The sequence below is a fragment of the Pseudomonas sp. Lb2C2 genome, from assembly GCF_052112205.1.
GTDB lineage: Bacteria > Pseudomonadota > Gammaproteobacteria > Pseudomonadales > Pseudomonadaceae > Aquipseudomonas > Aquipseudomonas kilonensis.
In genome coordinates this window covers 418,886-435,382 of the sequence record NZ_JAUTYW010000004.1, presented here as the reverse complement: position 1 = coordinate 435,382, position 16,497 = coordinate 418,886, and the positions used below count along the sequence as shown (strand labels likewise).

Sequence of the window (16,497 nt, the reverse complement as noted above, 5' to 3'; positions counted from 1 at the left end):
GTACACAGCTGTGCAATGGCGTGCGCCTAACGAAACTTTAAACTGCAGAACTGAAATGGCCCGCTGTTGCGCCACCATCCAACGAATAGATAGCACCGTTGGTATATGAAACTTCATCGGAGGCCAGGTGCAATATCGCTTTGGCCACGTCATCAGGCTGGGCAAAACAGCCCAGCGGAACCTCCTTCGCGTAGGACTTCATTTCAGCTTCAGGATCACTAGACTCGGAAAGCAGAGCATCCATCATCGGCGTGAGCACAAAGCCCGGACACACCGCATTCGAGCGAATGCCCGACGGGCCATAATCCAGCGCCAGGCAGCGCACCAGACCAAGAACACCGTGCTTCGAAGCGCAATAGGGCGCATAACCAGAGGCCCCACGCACAGAGGCATCGGAGCCTATCGCTACAAACGCACCCTTCCCTTGTTTAAGGAAAATGGGCATCGCAGACTTCGCCGTCAGCCAGACATCTTTGTGGTTGATATTGACGATGAAATCCCAATCCTCTTCGCTTTGCTCGTGTACCGCGCTTGTTTTTTCCACCCCTGCGCATGCAGCTACAGCATGGAGATTGAGCCCAGTCGACCTAACGTACTTCAACGCCTCAGCGACCTGTACCTCGTCTCGGACATCCAAGGTCACAGCATGCACACGATCATCACCTAAGAGCGATCTCGTCTTGTGCAAACCTTCCTCTGAAAGATCGAGGCCAGCTACAAAATGGCCCTGCTTAGAGAATGCAACGGCGGTGGCCTGGCCAATGCCAGACCCAGCGCCTGTAACGACCACAACGGACTGTTTACTCGTCAGCAACATACCTATAACTTTTATTTTTATTACGCATATCCACTACGCTAAACGTAATGAAGGCAGCAACTGTCAGCCCCACCATTACATAGGGCAGCGCGCCAAATACCCCACCTGGATCAGCGACAAAGTTATATACCAGGAGTGCAACAAAAACGAACACACCAATCGAAATCACGGTTATTTTAACTGGCTCCATCCTACCATCACGAATTATTTCCTTAATGGCTCCAAGACCAAGCAGCACGTATGGGGCAATCCAGAACAGCGAATACAGCGTTGACAAGTAAGCAGTAGATTGCAGCGGTGGCGTCTCCGTCAATACTTGTAGTGCAACAGGGATAAACGCTGCAGCAACACCCATTAGTACAGTTGAACCAGTTGGCGAACCAAACTTAGGATGAATGCGGGAAAACACCTGAGGAATGAAACGGTCAACAGCAGCAGTGGCAAACACCCGACTTCCGTAATTCATAAAGGCCACCAAACTCGCAAATGTGGCGGCACCAAGAAGAAAATCGATTGGCATCTGCAGGTACTCAAGGCCAGCAGCTGCAGCCAAGATTTGGGTCGGTGACTCCCCATTCGCAAGCGCGGTCAGATGCTCCGCCATCAGAGGTGCGCTCAGGATCAAAATTGCAATGAAGCTGAGACCTGTGATGAGCAGTACGTTACGCAGAAGCAGCGGAACGTTCTTTTTTGGGGCATCTGTTTCAGCTGCTAATGCCGCCAAAGCGTCGCAGCCTACAAAGTAGGCTAAGGCCACAATCGTGCCTTCCGCCAGACTCGTTAACGTTACGCCGTCCAGGGTCAGTTGGGCATTGAGATCAACACCCGTGTTCATAGCTGCGACGATAGCTACCAGCGCAAGCAACGGTACCGGCAGGAAAGACAACCAAGCTGTCACTGAGATCGAGGCATCTAGGCCGCGCCATGTCAAAATGCCTGCCAGCAGCGAAATCACGATCGCTGTAACAGCCTGAAACCACCCGGCCAGAGCAAAGTCCACTCCCAGAGAATGCAGCAAACTGCTACTGAACGTCACAAAGCAAGCCGACAGAGCCGCACACACCACTAAAAAGCCAACGAGGTATGAAGCCGCTACGACTCGCTGAGGCAGCCTTCCGAGCGCGATGCCCACATATGAAAGAAGCGATCCTGTCACCACGTATTTGCGGGCGAACACGTTAACAGCTGCCGTCATGCATAGGGCAGCTAGAAGAGCGAGCGCCATGGCCAGCCAGGAACCGTAACCCGCATATAAGGGAATAGAACCGGCAGCGATTGCGGCGCTTGGCCCCAATTGCTGTCCTGAAAGCCCCAACAAAGTCACCCGGGTTAATGAAACTTTCTGCGCTGGAATTGCAATGCGCTCAGCGTCAGCTCCGACATTCTCGGTTTCTATCGTCTTCATTGTTATTTTCTCATGACATGTTAGAAGCGGCTTCATATTCATCAAACCGCTGGGAAGTTCCATCAAAGAATTGGTGTGGCGTCCCTTTCTAAATTTGCATCGGCATCCTTGATCAACAGCAACTCAGCTCGGACATCGAGACTCCTGCAAAAAAGCCAATAGAGAATCCCACCCACTGGAATACCTACAAAGAACGCGTAATCCACACCGCCAAACCAAGTAGCGACTGGGCCTTGATAAAACGGCAGGTACATGAAAGGAATCATGACAACAAACGAGATTACATAAGCTGCCATGCCTCTCCAGTTCCATTTCCCATAAATTCCATCAGACCGGAAAATTTCTCGCACCGAGTATTGGCCTTTGCGGACTACGAAGTAATCAACAAGATTGACCGCAGTCCAAGGCGCCATGAGATAAGCCAAAACGGCAAGCACTGTGTAGAACGTAGTGTTGATAAACGTGTCGGGCAACAGCACACCTACTATCGTTGCCGAAATACCTAGGATGACGATGGCCTTGATACGTAGTGAGCGGTTCGGATTCGTCGGGACAATGCTGTCCATAGCAGTGATCAGGGTCAATGCGCCCCCGTAAACGCACATGCCGTTGAAAATGAGCAGCGCTATACCTCCCACCACGAGAACTACAGCCCCAAAACCTGGATAGATCGAGTCACCGGCCAGTTGCAGACCTTGAGTCAATGCATCCTTTGGATACAAAGCAGCACTGATAGCCCCTACCGCCTCCATGCTAAACACACCGAAACCGGCCCCCATTGCGGTGTAGGTGATGATCGAACGATGGCTCGTGGTAGGAGGCATATACCTTGAATAATCAGAAACGAAGAACGCCCACGACAACTGATAGGCCAATGCAGCAGACGTCACCATCAAGAATGGGGTGAATGAGAACGTCCCTTCAAGAGCGAGCAATCCCGATGTAAATCCTCCGGCCATCGCGAGCCCCACAACGAACACACCGAGCACAGCAACCAAGGCCACAGTCGTGTATCGCTGTCCAACGTGGAGTAGGTTGTAACCAAAGATGGCGACAACAATAGAAACGATGCCTAGGACTACCCCCGAAATCGTCACTGTCCCAAGCCCCAATTGTTGAGCGGTAGCCCCCATCAAATTCACGTTCAGAACAACGTACCCCCAATAAACCAGCACCGCTACGATCCAAATGAACACCGCACCGTAACGCCCAAACTGGGGCCGTGTTTGAACCATCTGGGGCAAGCCGAGGTGAGGGCCCTGGCTGGCATGCGCGGCCACCGGAATCGTCCCAAGGAACGTTCCTAGGGCGAGGCCAATCAACGTCCAGACGAGATTCAATCCCAAAGCGATGCCCATCGCCCCGGTCGCCAAACTCAGCAACTGAGCACTGCCTGCAAACCAGATGGTAGCCTGATCCCCCAGGCGTCCATGCCGCTCTGACAACGGCACATAGTCAATCGATCTCGTTTCGACAACCGTGGCACGTCGTTCCCCCTGTGAAGAGTCAACGTTCACACTTTCACTCATGTTACTACTCCTTCAGAGGGCGGCCTGCCGACAGTCATGACCACCTGATCCGTTGCACTAAATCGGACATTTATTATTTGGAGGGGTTAGAAAATTTCGAGTGGGTAGCTTAATGAGAACCGCGTTTGGGTGATGGAACCACCGGTACTCGGCGCTCCGGAATGCCATGACTGGAAAACTTTTGCCGAAAGATCTTTTGCTGGCCCTGACTGGACAACGTATTCAGCAATTATGTTTGTCTCGTGCTCTTTCTCAGATTTACCATACAAACCAAAGTAAGCTGAATCTTCAGATAAGTTGGTGCCGTCGATGTCATAGCCTCGGAGATGCTTGAGCGTAAACTTCGCCCCGGGGACACCAAAAGTCGACATATCTAGATCATATCGAACCTGAACTGACCGCTCGTTAGGGGCATTAAAATCGGAAATTTCGGTTGCGTTAGCAAGATAAATACCGCCACTGTAAACACCTGCAGCTACACCCGGCCGAGTACTGCCGATAGCAGCATAGTCCTGAGGCTGGTCGCCATCATTTCGCTGTATCGCAAGCAAAAACTTATGCGGGCCAGTTGAGAAAGCAGCAGATAAGGATGCTGCAGTGAGATTGATATCACCCGCCTCGGCGTGACCCGAATCAACACTGCGATAAATATTGAAGTCAAATGTGAACGCCTGAGTATCCGAAAGCGGCAGTATGTAATTCACATTCGAGTAATACTGATTCATAAGGTCTTTGAATTGGGCCGCGTAAAGCATTACCGACAACTGATCATTGAAGGAGTACGCTCCGCCGGCATAGTCAATTTGCGAAGTACTCTTCCCGGCATAAGCGAGCCCCAAATCACCATCACGATTAGTCGAAATGTAGCCAGTACCAGATGTGAAGTGACCGCCCCCCAAGGTCAGGCCGGAGAGTTCAGCGCTGTCGAGCATCCAACCGGTCGCAGTTTGATTCAGTTGGTAGTAGTTACCAGTAGCGAACACAGGCACTTGAGGTTGCAGGTCACCGTACCGAAGCGTTGTGCTCGACAGCCTTAATTTCACACTGCCGCCAGCCTTGCTGTAGCTATCCGCTGGATCGCCATCATCACGAAAAGGCAATGTCATTGAGCCTACTTGCCCGCTTCCACCATCGAGCTTTGCAGCACCGTAAGCAAAGGCATCCAGGCCAAAGCCGACAACACCCTGGGTGAATCCAGATGTGAAATCCAGCATTTCACCCTGAGTCCAGTCCTTCTGCTTACCTGCATCTCCGGTCTGGTGCCAATAGTAGTTGCGAGAAAGGAGCTTGAGGTGGCTGCCTTCTACAACGCCAGCAGAATCGGATTGCTGTTCAGCGTGCGACATAGCGACTGGAAGAATGAATGCACCTACGCAAACATGCCAACGTGCTGGGAATTTATTCTTGTTCTTCATTTTTGAAATCCCGAATTAACTACTGATACGAGGGGAACAACCCTCGACACTTAAATAAAACGCGAACTTCCCCGAACTACATTTACGAAGCCATGCTAAGCAAAATCCTCCCCACACGTCACTCGTGCAAAGATACTAATCTGCACGCCCAATCCGTACATTCGATCAATTGAATTTACAAAACAACAGGATTTAATTGTTAATGCGGCCCCCTGTAAAACTACAATTAAACATGGTGAGCTTATGCAAGCGCGACTGGCAAATAAGCACGTATTTATCACTGGTGGCACCCGTGGAATGGGTGCCGCTCATGCAATGGTACTTGCCCGACACGGAGCAAAAGTCCACATCGCTGATGTGTTGCACGACGAAGGACGCAAACTGGCAGCACAAGCAAGGGAAGATGGGCTAGCCATTCACTACCTCGAACTGGACGTGACGAGCGAGCAATCTTGGCAAGACGCAGTTCAGGCTGCTGAGGAGCGCTGGGGTGACATCAATGTGCTGGTGAACAATGCCGGAGTCACAGGGCAACCAGGTGGATTTGCTATAGAAGACCCTCAATTCTGGAATCGCACCATTGCCGTCAATCAAACGGGTGTTTACCTCGGCATGCGGGCGGTCGTACCATCTATGCAGCGGGCGGGAGTAGGCTCAATCGTCAACATCTCGTCAATCCTAGGGTTCGTGGGCGATTCGGAATATTTCGCCTACAACGCTTCCAAAGGCGCATTGCTGACAATGACTCGCAGCGCTGCACTGAAACTAGCAAAACAAAACATTCGAGTGAATACGGTTTGCCCTGGCATGGTCGCCACACCCATGAATGAGGCGGAAGTCGAATTGCAGGCATACATTGATGCAACGCCAATGGGCCGCATGGCGAAACCTGAGGAGGTATCAAACGTTGTGCTGTTCCTGGCTTCTGACGAGTCGTCCTACGTGACCGGCGCCGATCTTGTTGTAGATGGTGGTTTCCTAGCCCACTGACCCCCAACTCAGCCTGCCCAAACCTTAGGGCAGGCCATACTGCACTACATCTCTCGCAGTCGATTAATGCGGCTTCATCGAAGAGAACAGCTGAATCGTAACAACCCCCGCCACAATCATCCCCATCCCCGCGATTGCCGCCATATCTGGCTTTTGGCGATAGATGACAACACTCACGAGCGTAACCAGCACAATTCCCATACCCGACCATATCGCATAAGCAATACCGATCGGAATGGTCTTAACGACAATGGCGAGCATATAGAAAGATGAGACATACCCTACGATAACAGCCAACAGAGGAAGTGGTTTTGTTAAACCTTGAATCGATGCCAGCGCACTTGTGGCAATAACTTCCATACATATGGCAATGGCGAGCGCTAAATGTCCATTCATGCTTCAAACTCCCAATCAAAATACCGGTCAACGTCGTTGGCCGGCAATTCAGAGAAGCGATAAGCGACCCGCTCAGCACGACAGGTCGCCTTGCTCACATCAGACTGATTAAATGTCTGGGCGAGTGTAAGGGAACCACCAACCCTGAGTTTCAGCCTTGAATTGCATGTGAATGTGCTTCACATCAGTAAAGGCATTAATGCCATCCAGACCGAGCTCACGACCCAGGCCGGACATCTTCTTGCCACCGAACGGAGCGGCTACGTTGTCTTTCAATGGGTCATTGATCCATACGTGGCCAGCATCGATCTCGGTTGCAGCACGCATGGCCGACTCGAAGCTGGAAGTGAAGATGCAAGAGCCAAGGCCGAAGTCGGTATTGTTGGCATGCGCGATTGCCTCATCTAGAGAGCGAATACGGCAGAAAGTAGCTTGCGGGCCGAACAGCTCATGGCGCGGCTGTTGTTTAAGCGGGTCAGTGATCTCGACAATAGTCGGCTCGAAGAAGTGACCGCGAGTGAAGCCGCCACGGGTGCCACCATGACGGATGGTAGCGCCCAAGCTTTGCAGATGCGCCAGACCTTTTTCGACAGTGTTTACTGCAGCCTTGTTGACCAGTGGGCCGAGGTCAACATCACCCATCGGGTCACCGATGCGCAGAGTGCGAACAGATTTGACCAACGCATCCATGAAATCGTCATAGATCTTTTCGTGGATGAAGAAGCGCTCTGAACCGGTGCAGACTTGGCCCGAGTTAAGGAAAGCCGAGAAAGTAGCGGCCTTCACTGCCATATCGAAGTCGGCATCATCCATGACGATGAATGGATCAGAGCTCCCCAATTCAAGGAGCAACGGCTTCATACGTTCAGTCGCGCCCTGCATGATTTTCTGACCGGTAGGAACCGAGCCGGTGAAGGCAATCATGTGAGTGTCAGGGTGCGAAACCAGGTAGGCCGAGCCTTTGGCACCACAGGTGACAACGTTGAAGATGCCTGGTGGCAGGTGATCGAAGATCTTGGCCAGCAGCAAAGCGGTCATCGGGGTGACTTCCGATGGCTTGACGATACAGGTATTACCCGCCGCCAGAGCCGCTGCAACCTGCCAGGTCATCAACAGAATCGGGAAGTTGAAAGGAAGAATGCTGACAATAACGCCCAGCGGCTCACGCACCACCAAGTTCATCTGACCATGCATGTTTGGTTGAACAACCTGGCCACCTTGGGTTCGAGCCACTTCTGCCAGGTGGCGGTAGGCATCAACGCTCCACTCGACTTCGTCGAGAGATTCGCGCAGCGGCTTGCCGCTTTCCTGGGTTAGCAGGCGAGCCAGCTCAGGAGCATGTTTACGTAGACGCGCAGCACAGGTGTGCAGCAGTTCAGCACGCTCGCCGGCACCAACGCGCGCCCATTTGCGCTGAGCAGATAAGGCAGAAGCGACGACTGCATCCAGCTCGCTCATGGTGGCCTCAGCGACTTCGGCAAAAATCTCTTCGGTTGCCGGGTTTTCAACTGGAATAGCCGAGCCTTGGCTCTGGACAAACTTGCCATCGTAGTAAATGTTCATTGTTAACTCCTGCTTACTTTACTAAGTTTTTGTTGTACTTTGAATTCGAGTTATGCGAACGCTGGATGCGGTTTAGCTGCTACGTGTTCGCGAGCAAATATCACGGCGATTATATTGAGCACGACCAGGGAAAATGATGCTGCAATAAAGCCATCGGTATAATGGCCAGTGTTGTCTTTCACCATCCCAAGAATAATGGGATAAACAACGCCACCTAACAGAAACCCAATACTCATGATGATTCCATTAGCTGTTGCAGCGAGCTTGATCCCGACAGAATCAGCCGCCAAGCAATAAGCTAACGGTATGCCACCGTAAGCAAACAAACCGGATATAGGAAGCATTGCCGCGAGAAGCGTGTAGTTCTTGTTTGCCAAGGCAAATGCACAACCAAAAAAGGCGATCGTCATGCCAAGGCCAGAAATAAACATTAGTGGCTTCCTGCGACCCAGACGATCAGAAAGCAACCCAAAACTTACCGCGCAAATCATACCTACCAGCGGATAAAGCGCACCGATCAAGCCAGCATCACTTTCAGTCCAGCCGTTTTCCTCCATCAGGATCGTAGGAACCCAATAGACCGCCACCGCATAGGAGCCCCAAACACCGACGAGGAATACAGACGCAACCAAAACGTTTCGATGCGTCAGCGCTGTGAGGAAATCTCGAAGAACCGATTGCAATTTTGGTTCTGAATCTGGCTCCGCGAAATGCTTTGGCTCCTTCAAGAAGAAGATCGCTACAAACATCGTGACAACAAGCACAATTGCACCCAAAGCTGACCCGTCACGCCAACCGTAGGCGTTCAGGACATGCGAGTAGGCGTACAGCGCCAACAAGGTGCCAATGCCGTCAGTAGCCAACATTGTCCCCATTGCGACACCAGTCTTACCCGACTGCTCAAACCAACGAAGAGCGAGCGTATAAGGCCCTATGAACAAAAGCGGAATGCCCGCACCAAGGAAAATCCTAGAAAGCAACATGGCATCATAGGTGGGCACATAGGCGAAAGCCACTTGCCCAACCGCAGATATGAACAGCCCAACAACAGTAATTTTCTTAGCACCCCAGCGATCAACCAACATACCCGCAAAAGGAAGCACTATGCCGCCGGCCACAGCTGACGCGGATGCCAACGTGCCTACCATCGCGTAAGTCATGCTCAGATCGGTCATCATTGTGACGATCTGAGTTGAGTAACCGACATAGGGGACAAAAATCGCTACCGTTGCGATGAAGCAAAGAAACAGGGCAATCCATTTCCCCTGGTCACTCGCATGGTTATTAGTAGGCATGATGTAGTTTCACCTGTTAGCTGAAGTAACTTGTGAGCCGCATACCCCGGAATAACCGAGGCATGCGAGTTACAACTTATTCTTCATTTCTTGCATGGTGGAAAGAGCGCAGTCGCTGATTACTCCCCAAAACGCTTTGGTTTTGGGAAGAATCGGAAATCGTCGTACTTCTGACCATAGATGAACGGCACATATGCGTCACGATCTGGCAACTCATCGAACCATGGTACAGTCCAAGAGGAAGCACCTTCTGCGTAGAAGGCCTCACCCACAGACACGATCGGAATAGTGTCCAGCGGATCCATCTGGGAGCCGTTGAGCTTCAGAGTGCCCTTACCAACGCGAGTACTACGGTACGACTCTTCGGTTTTCATGCAGTTGAGAACTACGTCGTTCTGCAGGCCGATGCCAGTGACGTGCGGCTGAGCTTTGATTTCGAAGTCGTAGTTGCTGGCTTCCAGCGGGCCGAGTTCCGGGCCAAATTCCGCAGAGATCTCGATCAAACGAACACCATTGCGCTCGGTGTAACCGTAGGCATCGTTGCCATCGAAGTACAGCTGGGAGGAAGCGAGCTTCTTGCCTTCACCCCACATTTCACGACCGATAGTCACAGGCATATCGCCGCTCACGAAGAGGGTAAGCATGGTAGTACCAGTGAACTCTTTGTAGCGGCAATTCAGATAGATGACGCCGCAGTCGAACTCGCCGCACAGGGCGCTTTGCCAGCGGGATACGTTAGCGATAGCGGTCGGTTTCTCGGGTAACTCAAAGCACGGAGGCAGAACTTTCCGAAGGAACTCGAAAGTAGTTTCGAATTCGATGGAAACGGATTCCACGGTAAAACGCCCTTTAGAAAGAAGCGCCTGGATTTCTTTAACTTCTTCGGGAGTTTTAACAAAGCCCATAATTATTATCCTCGCTATTGTTCAAATAATTGTTTTTTCCCGATTCAACGAGAACCGTGACCTCATATTCAGCCCCCGCCACTTGACGAGCAATAGTTCAAACGTAAAAAAATAATCAACCCCACTGTTCGATCGTACAAGCAAACTTATCGCACCAACAAACCACAAAAAAACACTTTGAAAAACCAGCCCCCCCCCAGCCTCTCTAAGGACATAAAAATCATGCAACGAAACGGCAAAAAATAGACGAGTTAATTCACGCCTTAGCCAGGCGTGAATTTCAAAAGTGAACAAATCTCATTACTAGCCAACTGCTTTATATCGTTCTTCGCCTATTACTGACGCCGCTGATCCACCGGCACATTTTGCAAGCGCTCCAGCCAAATCAGCTGCCTTTAAGGCAAACCACAAAATTGAAACATCGTCAGTGGAATCAAGCGATCGGCCGGTTATATCTTCAATTCGCCGAACGCGATAAACAAGCGTTTGCTTATGAATATGAAGCTTAAGAGCGGTATTAACCCATGACCGATTATTTTCAAGAAATGTGCGAAGAGTATGAATTAAAGGTGCATGCTGAGTTTTATCGTACTCTGCCAGTCCCCCCAACACCTTGTGGAAGGCCTCGGTCGCATCGTGCAGATTTTGAGGAAGCCAAGGAGCACTTACTCCAGCATCTGAGTAGAAACTCAATGGCATTAAAGTAGTGGCATGAGCTAACGCAAGACGAGCTTCACGCAGCGCATTCGTAAAGTCATCTAGGTAATTAAAAACTTCGCTTACGCCAATCATGACATTAAGCGTGGATTGCAAACGCTCTAATGACGCATCATCCCAGCATAGAAAGATGACATCCTCACCTTGCGCCCGAATTATCAGTTCAAAACCCTGCTGAACCAGCGCCTGGTCAATCTCCTTTACGGAAATCGTCACCCCTTCACATACTGCCATACGCAAATGTTCGACATCCACACTAGACGCCTCCAGGCGGCTTTGAGCTTGGCGAGGAAGTACACGCTTATGAAGCAGGTCATCGATAAGCTCGCTACCAAGCCGGAGCTTGGTCTCTCTTTCCACCTTTAGGCGCTCAAGCTCAATACCGATCACCGCAACGATATGGTGAAGCAAGCCATAATCCAGTGCTTCAGCGCTATGCGCAGCTAACAACCCTCCTCTATATGACGGAACCGACATTAGCACTGTCTCCCCCCCCTCGACAGCACAGCGCTGAACGACAGGAGGGCTTCGGACTGAACGAGGACGCTGGAGCAGAATCTCACGATGCGAGTCTGGCAATTCACGCAACCCAGCCATCCATGGACGCAGAGTTTCGGGCTCAACCAAATTCAGTACAGCTCCAACATCGTTGCCTAACGAGTTCAATAGGTGCGGCAGACCAATACCCTGAATACTGACACGAGCGGTTTCATAGATTTTCGTAATGGCAGTACGTCGCGCGTATTCAAGCTGCTTATAGGCCTCCATCACCGCCTTCGTTACCGCCGAGAAAGGAACACCGTACTCAGTCATGAGTACCGGAAAACCTAAGTTTTCAGCCTCTTCGATGAGAGCATCAAGGCAAGCAGGCGCTTTCATATTGTCGCCAATCATCATCCCAGCAACTCCCCCCGCATGAAGCCGCCGGACGTAGGACACCTGCTGAGAAGCATCGACGGGAATACCGATGCCTGTGGTCATGAGAACATCGCCTTTACCCAACCATTCAGAGGGGTCGGGCAGCTCGCAGACGTGCGCCCAGCTCACCAACTCATTCCCCCCCCTCTCACCAGCTACCATACGCGAGCGAAGCTCTGGAGTTTGGGCCAGGTCATTCAAGGTAATCGGCATGATGGTCTCCCATTGACAAAACAACCGGTGGGCGGTCGATCCCCCCCATACACACATGCATCAAGCAAAAGACGAGCCAGGCAGTAATCACACCCCTTATCAAGAGCGGAACTGGCGATATAAATGCGAATTTTAGCTAGTTATATCATCATGTTACGGGAGCAACCCTTGGTCTCTTTGATACCTGAATCCCAATGCGATTTCGACGGGTTGATGGCGTGAAACTGTGTGGAAACGCGCCATACTAGGTCGCTCGACCGATTTTGTAACCTTTCACTACGACAGGAACCTCTAATGACACATTGCACCTTCGACCTATTTTTTCAGTCGCCAGATGCGTTGCTTCAAATTGCTCACTTTCACACTTGCCAATATCATCAATTCAAGCAACTCTTAACAAATAACTCCTGCACGAGAGCAATTTGTACGAATGAACAGCACAACCAACGAAATGTATAAGCCGGTAAAATATAGCCGTGCCGAAAAACGATCGCGAAAACTTGACGAGATCAATGATGCGGCTGCGGCAATTTTTCTTCGTGATGGATACGCTGAATTCTCAGCCCGGAAAGTTGCCAAAGAAGTCGGAATAAGCCTTAGCAACTTACAGCACTACTGCGGAAACACTGAGAACCTCTACATCAAAATGATAAAATCGAAACTAGAGCGGTACGTCATTAGATTCGAAGAAATTTATCTTAACGACTCAATATCACCCCTCGAACGATTTGAATTAGCCATTCGAGAGAACATGCTAGCAACGATGGACGACATGACGAGCAGACTATTCTTTCAAATTGGTGCACTTGCAACTCAAGACGATCAAACCAGGAAAATAATGATCGACCAATACGACCATTTCCTTAGCGGAATGAAATATTTGGTTGCTCTTATCAACCCTCTTCTCAGCGCACAGGAGGTTCAAACATACAGCGGGCTTATAGCTACGATGATTGAAGGAAACTTCTTCTATCAATGGCAGCCAAGCATGACCCCACAGGTACGCGCTGACATGATCAAGACCGCTGTTAATCTTTGGTGCCAGATACTAACTGGCAAGTCATACCCCAGCAAAATGAATGATACGAAAATAGTTTTTCATGATTCGCAAACCTAAAACAGAGAACACTACTACAACTCTAGCTGCGATCAATGTATCAAGACTGAAAATCAGGCGGCTCGCAAAATGCCCGACACCTTAACACTCTCATGTAATTTAATCCAAGAATACAGCTTTGAACATCTCAACTACAGAATTGATAACTTCAGTCATGATCTACCACAACACATTAACATAACCAATTCCAAAATATTCAGTTCTTCCTCACCACCATGATTAGGCGCCATTTTACTTCGGCAGCCTTACAATCCTCACGCCGCACTAGAAATCACCACTAGACGTCAAAGGTTCTCCAGTAGAAAAACAGACCCTCGAAAAATGACAAGAAAACTTATAATTTCGCACAAATTGCTGGCGCTTATTTATACAAATGTCTGATTGCTTCTAAAATCACCAACATCGATACTGGCTTTATAACCTGACAGAATCCCTACCTCTAGCTCTAAGAATTTTTCCTTAAAACCAGGGAATTCTGAATATTCTTCACACCAAACCACTAAAGAGCATTCCGATGAACTTTGACAGTATGGGGGCAGCCATTTCGCTATGCCCGACAAGCGGCGAAGAAATTGGTCGTTATTCTTATCAAACTGCTAGTCAATTGGATGCAGCGTTGACACGTGTACAAAAAGGGTTTGATGAATGGAGTGTCATTGACATTAGCGTACGGGTGACCGTTTTGCTGCATATGGCAGATGAGCTGCGAAAGCAAGCAGATTCAATGGCCATTATGGCTGCAAACGAAATGGGTAAACCTGTCGCGCAAGGACTCGCAGAGGTCGAAAAGTGCGCGGCACTCTGCGAATGGTATGCAGAGCAAGGCCCTAAAATGCTTGAGCCTGAGCCGACTCTGGTGGAGGACAATAAGGCCTTTGTGGCGTATAGACCATTGGGTGCTGTTCTTGCAGTGATGCCTTGGAATTTCCCTTTCTGGCAAATCATGAGAGGCGCTGTCCCTATCATATTGTCAGGAAACCCTTATGTACTAAAGCACGCTCCAAATGTGATGGGCTGCGCTTACCTGCTCCAGGATGCTTGGCGGCAGGCAGGTGTACCAATGGGTGTCTTTGAAGTCATCAACGTTCCGCCCGCAGGTGTATCTAAGGCCATCGAAGACACTCGTATCGCAACAGTTGCTGTTACAGGCAGCGTTAGAGCAGGATCGGCAATTGCGTCTCAAGCCGGTGCCGCATTGAAAAAATGCGTACTGGAATTAGGAGGATCTGATCCATTCATCGTGCTAGCTGATGCGGATATTGAAGAGGCGGTAAAAGCAGCAGTCGTTGGGCGGTTTCAAAACACAGGCCAAGTTTGCATTGCCGCAAAGCGTATTATCATCGAAAAAAGCATATCGAAAAAATTTGAAAAAAAATTCGTCGCTGCGGTCTCTGCACTGAAGATGGGAGACCCTCTAGACCATACGACTTATATTGGCCCAATGGCCCGCTTCGACCTTCGCGAAGAGCTCCATCAGCAGGTTCAGGCCTCGTTAAAACAAGGAGCGAAATTACTTCTTGGTGGTAATAAGAGTGCGCTACAAGGAAATTATTATGAACCTACAATTCTTGCTGATGTAACTCCTGAAATAACTTCGTTTAAAGAGGAACTCTTCGGCCCGGTAGCGTCGCTCATCGTGGCGGATGACGCCGCACATGCTCTGGAGTTGGCCAACAATAGTGAGTTCGGCTTGTCAGGGAGTCTCTGGACGGCAGACGTAGAAAAAGCAAAATACCTCGCATCCAGAATGGTCACCGGTGCAGTGTTCATCAATGGATACTCAGCGTCCGATCCACGCGTTCCAATTGGCGGGGTGAAAAAAAGCGGATTTGGACGAGAGCTATCACACTTTGGCGTGCATGAGTTTTGCAATGCCCAAACTGTTTGGATGGATCGTCGCTAAGTAGTTAGCATGTGACCTGTCGAAGCTAATTGGGCTTCGACTTCCTTGCAGGATATTACGGCCTTAAAATTCCAGATTAAGTTAAAATACACGTAACCAATGGAATACGTATCATCGATTCTGGATCTACGCGCGGATCAGCCATAACTCTAAAATTCGACCATCGATTGCCAAATTGGTAGTTTTCAATGCGATACTGTGATTCAGGCCGACAAATCAAAAAAAGCCGCCCGAAGGCGACTTAGTGGAGGGCTGACCAATCTATTGTTTGACGGCCCAAGCATTGAAGCGCTGCTCCAGCTGCTCTCCATGATCTGCCCAAAAAGATGCGTTCATAGCCACTTGGTGAGCCAGGTTCGCCTTGTCTGTAGGCATATTGCTGCGTCGGGCTGCATCTACAAGCGGAACCGCCGCCCGGTTAACTGGGCCATAGGCGATTTGCTGGGCGAAAGCTTTCTGAGCGTCTGTATGCAACACAGATTGAATGAAGCGAATGCCTTCCTCTGGGTTTCGGGCGCCTTTGGGAATAGCATAAGCGTCCATGTCATAAATACCCCCATTCCAGACAACACGAAGATTGCTCTCGTTTTGCACTGCAGCGATGCGTCCATTGTAAGCAGAGCTCATTACGACATCGCCAGAAGCAAGATATTGAGGGGGTTGAGCACCGGCCTCCCACCATTGAATATAGGGTTTAATCTTGTCGAGCTTCGCAAAAGCCCTATCTTGACCTTCCCGAGTACTAAGTACGTTATAAACGTCTTTTGGCTCAACACCGTCGGCCATCAGTGCGAACTCTAATGTATACATTGCCCCCTTTCGCAGACTTCGTTTTCCTGGGAATTTTACAACATCCCAAAAATCCACCCAGCCAGTAGGTGCGGTCTTGAGCTTGTCTGCATTGTAGGCAAGCACAGTTGACCACACAAAAAAACCAACCCCGCAAGGCTGAACTGCACCGGGCAGCAGCTCGGTAGCCAACTGAGAAATGGCCGGTTGCTGACCAATTTCTTCCAACATACCGTCGTCGCATGCACGCGCCAATTCAGGCATTTCCATCTCGACTACATCCCAAGATACGCTGCCCGTGTCGACCTGCACCTTAACCTTGGCCATCTCACCGTTGAATTCATCAGCGATGATTCGAGTGCCTGTTTTCTGCGTGTATGGCTCGTAAAAAGCTTTCACCTGTGCAGTTTTATTAGCGCCACCATGTGAAACAACAGTCAGGTCTGCGTGGGCCTGCATAGTGAAGACGCACCCCAAAGCCAATGAAAGGGAAGTACTGAGGACTTTTTGCATTATTATCATCTC

The 16,497-nt window shown here is 50.1% G+C and carries 13 protein-coding genes; 3 read left to right on the top strand and 10 right to left on the bottom strand.

Features of this window, described 5'->3' with window-relative positions:
• Nucleotides 1–37: 37 nt before the first annotated feature.
• The 4 genes from Q7F16_RS13955 to Q7F16_RS13940 form a co-directional block, all read right to left on the bottom strand.
• Nucleotides 38–817, bottom strand: a complete 780-nt coding sequence (locus Q7F16_RS13955; protein WP_409556346.1) for an SDR family NAD(P)-dependent oxidoreductase — start codon at nucleotides 815–817, stop codon at nucleotides 38–40.
• Complete coding sequence (locus Q7F16_RS13950) at nucleotides 801–2,285, bottom strand: APC family permease (RefSeq protein ID WP_409556345.1); 1,485 nt, start codon at nucleotides 2,283–2,285, stop codon at nucleotides 801–803. The genes Q7F16_RS13955 and Q7F16_RS13950 overlap by 17 nt, the downstream gene beginning before the upstream one ends.
• Entirely contained in the window at nucleotides 2,285–3,751 is a 1,467-nt protein-coding gene (locus Q7F16_RS13945; protein WP_409556344.1) for a purine-cytosine permease family protein, read from the bottom strand. The genes Q7F16_RS13950 and Q7F16_RS13945 overlap by 1 nt, the downstream gene beginning before the upstream one ends.
• An 86-nt stretch (nucleotides 3,752–3,837) precedes the next feature.
• On the bottom strand, nucleotides 3,838–5,166 hold the full coding sequence (locus Q7F16_RS13940; RefSeq protein ID WP_409556343.1) for an OprD family outer membrane porin: 1,329 nt from the start codon (nucleotides 5,164–5,166) through the stop codon (nucleotides 3,838–3,840).
• Between the two features lie 243 nt (nucleotides 5,167–5,409).
• Here Q7F16_RS13940 and Q7F16_RS13935 point away from each other — a divergent pair, with 243 nt between their 5' ends.
• On the top strand, nucleotides 5,410–6,156 hold the full coding sequence (locus Q7F16_RS13935; protein WP_409556342.1) for an SDR family NAD(P)-dependent oxidoreductase: 747 nt from the start codon (nucleotides 5,410–5,412) through the stop codon (nucleotides 6,154–6,156).
• A 63-nt stretch (nucleotides 6,157–6,219) separates the two neighbouring features.
• On the opposite strand, the gene Q7F16_RS13930 is transcribed toward Q7F16_RS13935, so the two are convergent.
• The 5 genes from Q7F16_RS13930 to Q7F16_RS13910 all read right to left on the bottom strand — a co-directional run bounded on the left by Q7F16_RS13930 (nucleotide 6,220) and on the right by Q7F16_RS13910 (nucleotide 12,163).
• The gene (locus Q7F16_RS13930; protein ID WP_409556341.1) at nucleotides 6,220–6,552 is read right to left on the bottom strand and encodes a DMT family transporter; all 333 of its coding nucleotides are present in this window, start codon (nucleotides 6,550–6,552) and stop codon (nucleotides 6,220–6,222) included.
• A 108-nt stretch (nucleotides 6,553–6,660) separates the two neighbouring features.
• Nucleotides 6,661–8,115: an aldehyde dehydrogenase family protein gene (locus Q7F16_RS13925; RefSeq protein WP_409556340.1), complete on the bottom strand. Its 1,455-nt coding sequence runs from the start codon at nucleotides 8,113–8,115 to the stop codon at nucleotides 6,661–6,663.
• A 50-nt stretch (nucleotides 8,116–8,165) separates the two neighbouring features.
• Nucleotides 8,166–9,410 carry an MFS transporter gene (locus Q7F16_RS13920; protein ID WP_409556339.1) on the bottom strand — a complete coding sequence of 415 codons (1,245 nt, stop codon included), beginning with the start codon at nucleotides 9,408–9,410 and terminating at the stop codon, nucleotides 8,166–8,168.
• Between the two features lie 119 nt (nucleotides 9,411–9,529).
• On the bottom strand, nucleotides 9,530–10,315 hold the full coding sequence (locus Q7F16_RS13915; protein WP_409556338.1) for an acetoacetate decarboxylase family protein: 786 nt from the start codon (nucleotides 10,313–10,315) through the stop codon (nucleotides 9,530–9,532).
• 303 nt (nucleotides 10,316–10,618) lie between these two features.
• Complete coding sequence (locus Q7F16_RS13910; protein ID WP_409556337.1) at nucleotides 10,619–12,163, bottom strand: PucR family transcriptional regulator; 1,545 nt, start codon at nucleotides 12,161–12,163, stop codon at nucleotides 10,619–10,621.
• A 430-nt stretch (nucleotides 12,164–12,593) separates the two neighbouring features.
• Between Q7F16_RS13910 and Q7F16_RS13905 the strand changes: the two genes are divergently transcribed.
• Together Q7F16_RS13905 and Q7F16_RS13900 are read left to right on the top strand one after the other, a co-directional pair.
• The gene (locus tag Q7F16_RS13905) at nucleotides 12,594–13,280 is read left to right on the top strand and encodes a TetR/AcrR family transcriptional regulator (RefSeq protein ID WP_409556336.1); all 687 of its coding nucleotides are present in this window, start codon (nucleotides 12,594–12,596) and stop codon (nucleotides 13,278–13,280) included.
• Nucleotides 13,281–13,794: 514 nt separating this feature from the next.
• Nucleotides 13,795–15,183 carry an aldehyde dehydrogenase family protein gene (locus tag Q7F16_RS13900; protein WP_409556335.1) on the top strand — a complete coding sequence of 463 codons (1,389 nt, stop codon included), beginning with the start codon at nucleotides 13,795–13,797 and terminating at the stop codon, nucleotides 15,181–15,183.
• A 261-nt stretch (nucleotides 15,184–15,444) separates the two neighbouring features.
• Here Q7F16_RS13900 and Q7F16_RS13895 read toward each other — a convergent pair whose 3' ends face one another.
• Nucleotides 15,445–16,485, bottom strand: a complete 1,041-nt coding sequence (locus Q7F16_RS13895; protein ID WP_409556334.1) for an ABC transporter substrate-binding protein — start codon at nucleotides 16,483–16,485, stop codon at nucleotides 15,445–15,447.
• Between the last annotated feature and the right edge of the window lie 12 nt (nucleotides 16,486–16,497).

Bases quoted from the DNA above. Each gene is read 5' to 3' on its own strand.
- Q7F16_RS13920 (WP_409556339.1), bottom strand. From the start codon at position 9,410: ATGCCTACTAATAACCATGCGAGTGACCAGGGGAAATGGATTGCCCTG.
- Q7F16_RS13905 (WP_409556336.1), top strand. From the start codon at position 12,594: ATGAACAGCACAACCAACGAAATGTATAAGCCGGTAAAATATAGCCGT.
- Q7F16_RS13925 (WP_409556340.1), bottom strand. From the start codon at position 8,115: ATGAACATTTACTACGATGGCAAGTTTGTCCAGAGCCAAGGCTCGGCT.
- Q7F16_RS13895 (WP_409556334.1), bottom strand. From the start codon at position 16,485: ATGCAAAAAGTCCTCAGTACTTCCCTTTCATTGGCTTTGGGGTGCGTC.
- Q7F16_RS13900 (WP_409556335.1), top strand. From the start codon at position 13,795: ATGAACTTTGACAGTATGGGGGCAGCCATTTCGCTATGCCCGACAAGC.
- Q7F16_RS13955 (WP_409556346.1), bottom strand. From the start codon at position 817: ATGTTGCTGACGAGTAAACAGTCCGTTGTGGTCGTTACAGGCGCTGGG.
- Q7F16_RS13910 (WP_409556337.1), bottom strand. From the start codon at position 12,163: ATGCCGATTACCTTGAATGACCTGGCCCAAACTCCAGAGCTTCGCTCG.
- Q7F16_RS13945 (WP_409556344.1), bottom strand. From the start codon at position 3,751: ATGAGTGAAAGTGTGAACGTTGACTCTTCACAGGGGGAACGACGTGCC.
- Q7F16_RS13930 (WP_409556341.1), bottom strand. From the start codon at position 6,552: ATGAATGGACATTTAGCGCTCGCCATTGCCATATGTATGGAAGTTATT.
- Q7F16_RS13915 (WP_409556338.1), bottom strand. From the start codon at position 10,315: ATGGGCTTTGTTAAAACTCCCGAAGAAGTTAAAGAAATCCAGGCGCTT.
- Q7F16_RS13935 (WP_409556342.1), top strand. From the start codon at position 5,410: ATGCAAGCGCGACTGGCAAATAAGCACGTATTTATCACTGGTGGCACC.
- Q7F16_RS13950 (WP_409556345.1), bottom strand. From the start codon at position 2,285: ATGGAACTTCCCAGCGGTTTGATGAATATGAAGCCGCTTCTAACATGT.
- Q7F16_RS13940 (WP_409556343.1), bottom strand. From the start codon at position 5,166: ATGAAGAACAAGAATAAATTCCCAGCACGTTGGCATGTTTGCGTAGGT.